The organism is Lactobacillus sp. UBA5813 (assembly GCF_002417895.1).
GTDB lineage: Bacteria > Bacillota > Bacilli > Lactobacillales > Lactobacillaceae > Lactobacillus > Lactobacillus amylolyticus.
Genome location: NZ_DICZ01000013.1, coordinates 1 through 6,509, shown reverse-complemented (window position 1 = coordinate 6,509; position 6,509 = coordinate 1). Strand labels below are relative to the sequence as shown.

Genomic DNA, 6,509 nt, shown 5'->3' with positions numbered 1-6,509 from the left:
CTATTGATGGGTGGAAGGTCATCTTGACGAAGATTCAAATTCTTTCACTCTGATTGATTTAGGAGAGACGTACCAAAATATTCAAGAGAATACTTCTTTTAATAATGATCCTCAAGATATTATTGCTAAAATAAGTGCTAAATATCAGGTCAAATTTAAACGGAATATCTTGGAAATGACTGATATTTCTCTTACGGAATTAGGTCCGAAAATTCGAGATTTTGGACAAATGATTTTAGGAATTACGCTTTTAAGTACAAACTAAAAGAGCTAGGCATCTTGCCTAGCTCTTTTTTAGGTAACTAATTAACTTAATTAGTCTTCAACTTTTTTAGCGTCATTCATTGCCTTCATGATTGAAGGGTTCTTTGAGTGACAATCCTTGATAATTTGTAAGTCTTCTTCGCTTAACTTAACAACGTACTTAGTCATTATTCTTACCTCACTTTATTCAGAATCTCACACTTATTATATGACAACTATTTAGCAAAGAACATTTTTTTCAAGAGTATTGCAATATTTTGCAAAAGAAGATCAACTTGCTACTAGCAAACACATGTACTTTTATTATGCAAAATAATTTACAAGTCTTGATACTATCATATTCTTTTTAAAAAGTGCTTTGCTACATTTATTGTTACAAATATTACGAATGTATTATTTTGAGTAATAATTTCTTAATCTGGGAGTGATGGTTCTGTTATAGTTTTGAAACTTTCAACCAGTATGATAAGGACTGTCAGATGTTAGACAGAATGAAAAAAGAAAATACTTATTACTAAGGAGACATTTTTTTGAAACTTAAATCTATCTTTACAAAATCAATTGCTGTTGCCGCTTTATCAATCGCCGGCATTGCTGCCATCGGCAACACTAAAAATAATGAAGCACAAGCTGCAATCGTTGAAAACGATGCTTCAGTATACACAGTTCACAAGGACACTAAAGTTTACAACTCATACAAGAAGGGCAAGAAGGCTAGAAAGCAAGTTTTGGATGCTGGTACTTCTTGGAAAGTTATTAAAACTGCTTATGACAAAAAAGGCGACAAGTGGTACGACTTGGGCAAGAACCAATGGGTTAAGGTAGTTAAGGAAGAACCAGTTCAAACTGAAAATACCGCTTCTTCTCAAGCACCAACGCAAAACTACACTGCTTCAAGTCAAAATACTTCAACTGTTTCTGGTTCAGAAGCAGAAGCTAAGGCTTGGATCGCTAACCAAGAATCTGGTGGTTCATACACCGCTCAAAACGGTTCTTACATTGGTAAATATCAACTCTCATCTGCATACTTAAATGGTGACTATTCTGCCGCTAACCAAGAAAAGGCCGCTGATAATTATGTTCAAAGCCGTTATGGTTCATGGACTGCAGCTAAAGCTTTTTGGGAAGCTAATGGCTGGTATTAATTTTTAAACAGAAGAATAATTTTAAGTCTAGGTTTTGCCTAGACTTTTTTTAATGCAATGGAATCTAAACATGATATTATTAACTATGTAAGCGATAACAATTTTGACAATAGGAGAATAATTATGGCTATAGTTAATAACGATTTTCACCAAATTCTGACGGAAAGACATTCTGTTCGCAGATTTGATCCGACTGTAAAAATTAGTCGCGCTGAAATCAAAGAAATGCTGCAAGAAACGATTACTGCACCATCTGCCTGCAATCTGCAAGCTTGGAAATTCATTGTTGTCGATACTGACGAAGGCAGAAAAAAACTGCATCAATATTTTATGAAGTTCAATTTCCCGCAAATTGACAATAGTTCTGCCGTCGTTTTATTCTTTGGCAATACGCTTGCCTTTAAGAAGTACAGTCAGTTGTGGCACAGCATGTATGAAGCAAAGAAAGTAACTAAAGAAGCAATGGAGGCGGCCTTGAATACTTTTATGCCGCTTTATGAAAAAGCACCTAAAGAAATGCTGGTTGCTGATTCAATGGTCGATTCTTCGCTTGCGGCAATGCAATTTATGCTGGTTGCCCGCGAACATGGCTACGAAACTAATGCAATGGCTGGCTATGATGCAGGGAAGGCTGCTATTGTAATGGGACTTGATCCGAAGCAATATGTGCCGGTGATGGCAATTGCAATTGGCAAGCATGATCCAAAGGCTGATGCCGAGATTACGACGACGAGATATCCACTTGATGATTTAGTTGATTTTGAGTAGAAACTCTAACCCTATCAGAAGAATAAACAAATTTTGCTCAATTAAGTCTAGGTTTAACCTAGGCTTTTTTCTTTTCCAATAAAACTAGCGGATGTATAGTGAAACAGGAGCCTTCCGTGTTAAAATACGATTTATATTCTGATAAATAGGAAAAATGGTGAAGATGAAAAAATTTTTAACCGTAATTAGTTTAGCTAGTTTGCTCTTTTGCGGCGGGGTCAGCGTTAAAGATAGCCTCCTGCCAGTACCAACGGTTCAGGCTAAGACCAAATATGCCAAAGCCAAAATCAAACTGCCGGCTCGTTATACTAAATCAGCACTGCTTAAAGCATATCAAGGCAAGCCTAGTGCTAAATTTATCAAAGCCTCAATGAAGGGCATGAAAGAAAATACTTTTAGCCGCACTAACGCTAGTGAAAGTGCAAAGGATAATCGGACCAAGATTAATCCTAATAAGTTGACAAAGGCGCAGTTGCAAGAGCTGACAAGTTTTTCTTTGCGCTTAATCAATCAAGCACGCACCCAGCTTGGCCTGCCTAAATGGGTTTACAGCTCCGGCGCGCAAAAACTAGCTAAAGACATTGCTAAAGAATACGCTGCCAATAAGCGCGGCATTAACAATGGCAACCACTATGTTGCCGGAATCGTCCGTGCCTGCAAGAAAAATGGCTTAAACTTTGATGATAACTACGTTGAAGATATGGCAGGCTACTACGAACCACGGACTAAAATTACGATGACCACGATGAAGAAAAATATTTATTTTGCCTTAAAGCAAATGATCTTCGGTTATACTGGTCCAAATGAAGAAGCTATTAGCAAAAAGTCCTACTACCGCGAATGGGAACACGCTGGTGACCTCTTTAATACGCAGGGCTCACCTCATGATGGCGACTATGATTACTACGGCTTTAGCATTTCCAAGGTCGGCAAAGTTTACAGTTTGCACTTTATTGGCGTGCCGCATTTTGCCGTTAATGATCCAAAATACAACCTTAATTTCAAAGTAAATTAATAGCTTATTTAGTACGCTGACTTCAGCGTGCTTTTTTTGTTATAATAGCTGCATCATGGAGGAAAAGATGACAAAGACAGTTTATTTAGTTCGCCACGGGCAGACATATTTCAATTATTATCATAAAGTACAAGGCCGCTGCGATTCACCCCTTAATGGCAAGGGAATTCGCCAAGTTGAAGCAGCGCGGGATTATTTTAAAGAAAAAGGCATCAAGTTCGATATAGCTTTTTCGTCGACACAAGAAAGAGCCAGTGATACGCTGGAAATTATTATGGACCACCAAATGGACTACACGCGTTTGAAAGATTTGCGCGAAAAAGGCTACGGAATTTTTGAAGGGCGCGATGAGTTCCTGCTTCCTTGGAACTATAACAATAAAAATATTGATCCGACCATGGAAACTGATGAACATGTTTTGCTGCGCATGAAACGCGCTGTCAAAACAATCCTTAGTCAAATGAAGGATGGTCAAACAGCCTTAGTTACTGGGCACGGGGATATTTTGGCACAATACGTGCGCACTTTTACCAACCGGCAAGAATTTAACTGGTTCGCTAATGCCAGCATTGTTAAATTGACGTTTGAAAACGACCAGCCGCATTTTGATTATTATGTTTGGCCTGCAGAGAAGATTGAATAATGGCAGTTACGATTTATTTAGTTTAACCTGGACAAACTTATTTTGAAGCACGTCACTGCATGCAAGGTAGTTGTGATTCAGCTTTAACCAAATTAGGTCAAAAACAATATTGAATTTGCTTTAATTACAGTAACGGTGATTTCTACAATGTTGAAATAGTTGATTGTCATTAGGGGGGGATAATAAATGTGCCAGTTTCTAGAATTCAGGATATTTTGCATGATCGTAGAAAAATTACTGCTGATACATCGATTAGATTAGGCAGATATTTCGGAATTTCTGATGATTACTTTTTCAAAATTCAAAATGAATTAGACTTAAGAAATGTCCTAATGAAAAATAAATCAGATTTTGACGCAATAAGAAGAGTGACAGTTAAACAATAAACAGTAGTGAAAAATTTTTCTCCATTTTTGCTAAAGAACATTAGAATAGAACTCGGAGATTAATTTATTTATTAGAAGGCGTAAAAATGAACAACAAACCTATTTTTAAAATCAGTGAAGTAAAAATCAAAAAAGAAGACCGGGCCGGCTTTAGAAAAGAGCAAGAAGCAGAACTTGAAAACTCAATTCCAGCTGAAGAAGGCACTTTGCTCTTAGCTAGCGGTCATGAAGACGCTGAAGGCGAAGACAACTACATTGTTGAACTTTACAGAAACCCAAAGGCTTATGAAATTCACAGCATGGCTAACTATTTCGACCACTACGACAAGACCATTAGCAACATGGCAACCAGCAAGAAGGTTTATGATTTAAACGGCGAATGGATCACCACTAAGCCTAAGGAAGCACTTGATGCTTACGCAGACAAGTTCGTCATCCGTGTTGTCAAGGTTGAAATTGCTGACGGCAAACATGATGAATTCGCAGCAACTGTGAAGAAAGAAATGCGTTGTGCAATTGCCCAAGAACCAGGCGTTGAAATTTTGATGGCTGGTTCAAACAAAGAAAACGAAAATGAATGGTTGTTCTTCGAAGTTTATGCAAATGACGAAGCTTATGACAAGCACGTTAAGAGCAAGTGGTTCGTTGACTATATCAAGGGTAGCGAAGACATTGTCAAGGACAAGCAAATTCATGAATTAACTCGTGACGTCATGGCTGTTCAAGGACCAATCGTAATGGACTAACAAAATGAAAAAGACGATTATTTTTGCCCACCGTGGTTATCCGGTTAAATTTGCGGAAAATTCTTTGGAAGGTTTTCGTTATGTTGTCAGTCATGGCGGTGAGGGCGTTGAATTCGACGTACATTTGACTAAAGATGGCGTTCCTGTTGTCATGCATGATGAAAAGATTGATCGAACAACTGATGGCAAGGGCTATATCAAAGATTACACTTTAGCTGAAATCAGAAAGTTTCATTTGGCTAATGGCGAACCAGTTCCCAAGTTGAGTGAGCTATTTGATGTTTTGCAAGATAAGGACCTTTATATCAATTTGGAATTTAAAACCAATAAGGTTCATGATCAGGGCATTGAAAAGACGGTACTGGATTTAGCTAAGAAGTATCATTTTGTGCATCCAATTATTTTTTCTTCATTTAATTATGAGACTTTGAAGATTGCACAGAAACTAGATGCTGATGAAGAATATTGCTATTTGGTTAAAGGATTGAAGCACCCAGCTGAGATCGCAAAGAAGAATCATTTTGCTGGGATTCATCCAGAGCATTATTTGCGCAGTTCCCAGCCGGTGACTGAACGAATCTGGACAGTAGATAATTCTTGGCTTGCCAAACACTACTGCAAGTTAGGCGTAGCCGGTTTATTTACCAATGATTACAAGAAGATCATGCGGATTCGTGATGAAGTACAAAAATAATATTTTTTAAATTTTTCCTTGACTCATTACCCCGTTTTACCTATACTTATATCTGTTGGGTGATTGAGTGATCATCCAAATAGAACCAATTCAAGTAAAAGGTTTGAAGATTGGGTTATAGCCAAGTGGTAAGGCAATGGTTTTTGGTACCATCATGCGCTGGTTCGAATCCAGCTAACCCAATAGGGTTAAGCTTTGACGTCGATACGTGGAAATATCGATGTTAAAGCTTTTTTTGTGCTTAAATTTTGTGGCTTTTGATTAGTATTTCACAATTGTAGGGATGCAAAATGGTGCTGTATATTAATCTATTTGACTATAATTGTGTCTTATCTTTAGAAAAATACTATGCTTTTATGCAATTTCTGTAATACTTTGTTAATTGCTTCGTAAAGTTTATTGGTTATAGTAGATGTGCATCACAGATAAGAGTAATGAAAGCCGATTTATGGAATAAAAATGTGATGCAAGATATAATATGTGTTGTAAGGGAAAGTATGCGCCGCTGTGGTGCAAATTCTTTTTTCCTTGAACGATAAGATATTTATCTACAATGGTAAATTCTTAGGCAACACTTACAATGCCTACATTTACTGGTCATCATACCGTCGTACCCCAGGTACAGGTAAAGTTTATAAGGGTCAAACTGTAACTACTTATGGTGCAGCTTACACATTCAAGAATGGTAAGAAGTACTACAGAATCAGTGGCTGCAGCGCAACCAACAAGAGATACATCAAACAAGCTAACTTCTAAATCGAAGTTTAATTTGATGATCTAAAACAACTGAATAACAACTGAATATTTAAGAAAAGAGAGAGTTGGGTAGCAATGTCATTAAGTTAAGA

8 protein-coding genes, 1 tRNA gene and 1 pseudogene are annotated in these 6,509 nt (G+C 37.3%); all 10 read left to right on the top strand.

Annotated elements, in window-relative coordinates:
- The first annotated feature begins 10 nt into the window (after positions 1 to 10).
- Complete coding sequence (locus B2008_RS02395) at positions 11 to 265, top strand: DUF1828 domain-containing protein (RefSeq protein WP_281829299.1); 255 nt, start codon at positions 11 to 13, stop codon at positions 263 to 265.
- Between the two features lie 529 nt (positions 266 to 794).
- Positions 795 to 1,409 (top strand): SLAP domain-containing protein, encoded by a 615-nt coding sequence (locus B2008_RS02390; protein ID WP_281829298.1) that lies wholly within the window; start codon positions 795 to 797, stop codon positions 1,407 to 1,409.
- Between the two features lie 123 nt (positions 1,410 to 1,532).
- Entirely contained in the window at positions 1,533 to 2,177 is a 645-nt protein-coding gene (locus B2008_RS02385; protein WP_281829297.1) for a nitroreductase family protein, read from the top strand.
- A 154-nt stretch (positions 2,178 to 2,331) separates the two neighbouring features.
- Positions 2,332 to 3,192 (top strand): SEC10/PgrA surface exclusion domain-containing protein, encoded by an 861-nt coding sequence (locus tag B2008_RS02380; protein WP_414671992.1) that lies wholly within the window; start codon positions 2,332 to 2,334, stop codon positions 3,190 to 3,192.
- 67 nt (positions 3,193 to 3,259) lie between these two features.
- The gene (locus tag B2008_RS02375) at positions 3,260 to 3,835 is read left to right on the top strand and encodes a histidine phosphatase family protein (protein WP_281829294.1); all 576 of its coding nucleotides are present in this window, start codon (positions 3,260 to 3,262) and stop codon (positions 3,833 to 3,835) included.
- Positions 3,836 to 4,023: 188 nt separating this feature from the next.
- Positions 4,024 to 4,221 carry a hypothetical protein gene (locus B2008_RS02370; protein ID WP_345739792.1) on the top strand — a complete coding sequence of 66 codons (198 nt, stop codon included), beginning with the start codon at positions 4,024 to 4,026 and terminating at the stop codon, positions 4,219 to 4,221.
- Between the two features lie 86 nt (positions 4,222 to 4,307).
- Positions 4,308 to 4,967 (top strand): putative quinol monooxygenase, encoded by a 660-nt coding sequence (locus tag B2008_RS02365; RefSeq protein ID WP_281829293.1) that lies wholly within the window; start codon positions 4,308 to 4,310, stop codon positions 4,965 to 4,967.
- Between the two features lie 4 nt (positions 4,968 to 4,971).
- Positions 4,972 to 5,661, top strand: coding sequence for a glycerophosphodiester phosphodiesterase family protein (locus B2008_RS02360; protein WP_281829291.1), 690 nt, complete (start codon positions 4,972 to 4,974; stop codon positions 5,659 to 5,661).
- Between the two features lie 111 nt (positions 5,662 to 5,772).
- Positions 5,773 to 5,844, top strand: a tRNA-Gln gene (locus B2008_RS02355).
- Between the two features lie 393 nt (positions 5,845 to 6,237).
- A pseudogene (locus B2008_RS02350) lies at positions 6,238 to 6,417 on the top strand (SLAP domain-containing protein); the annotation flags it as partial.
- Between the last annotated feature and the right edge of the window lie 92 nt (positions 6,418 to 6,509).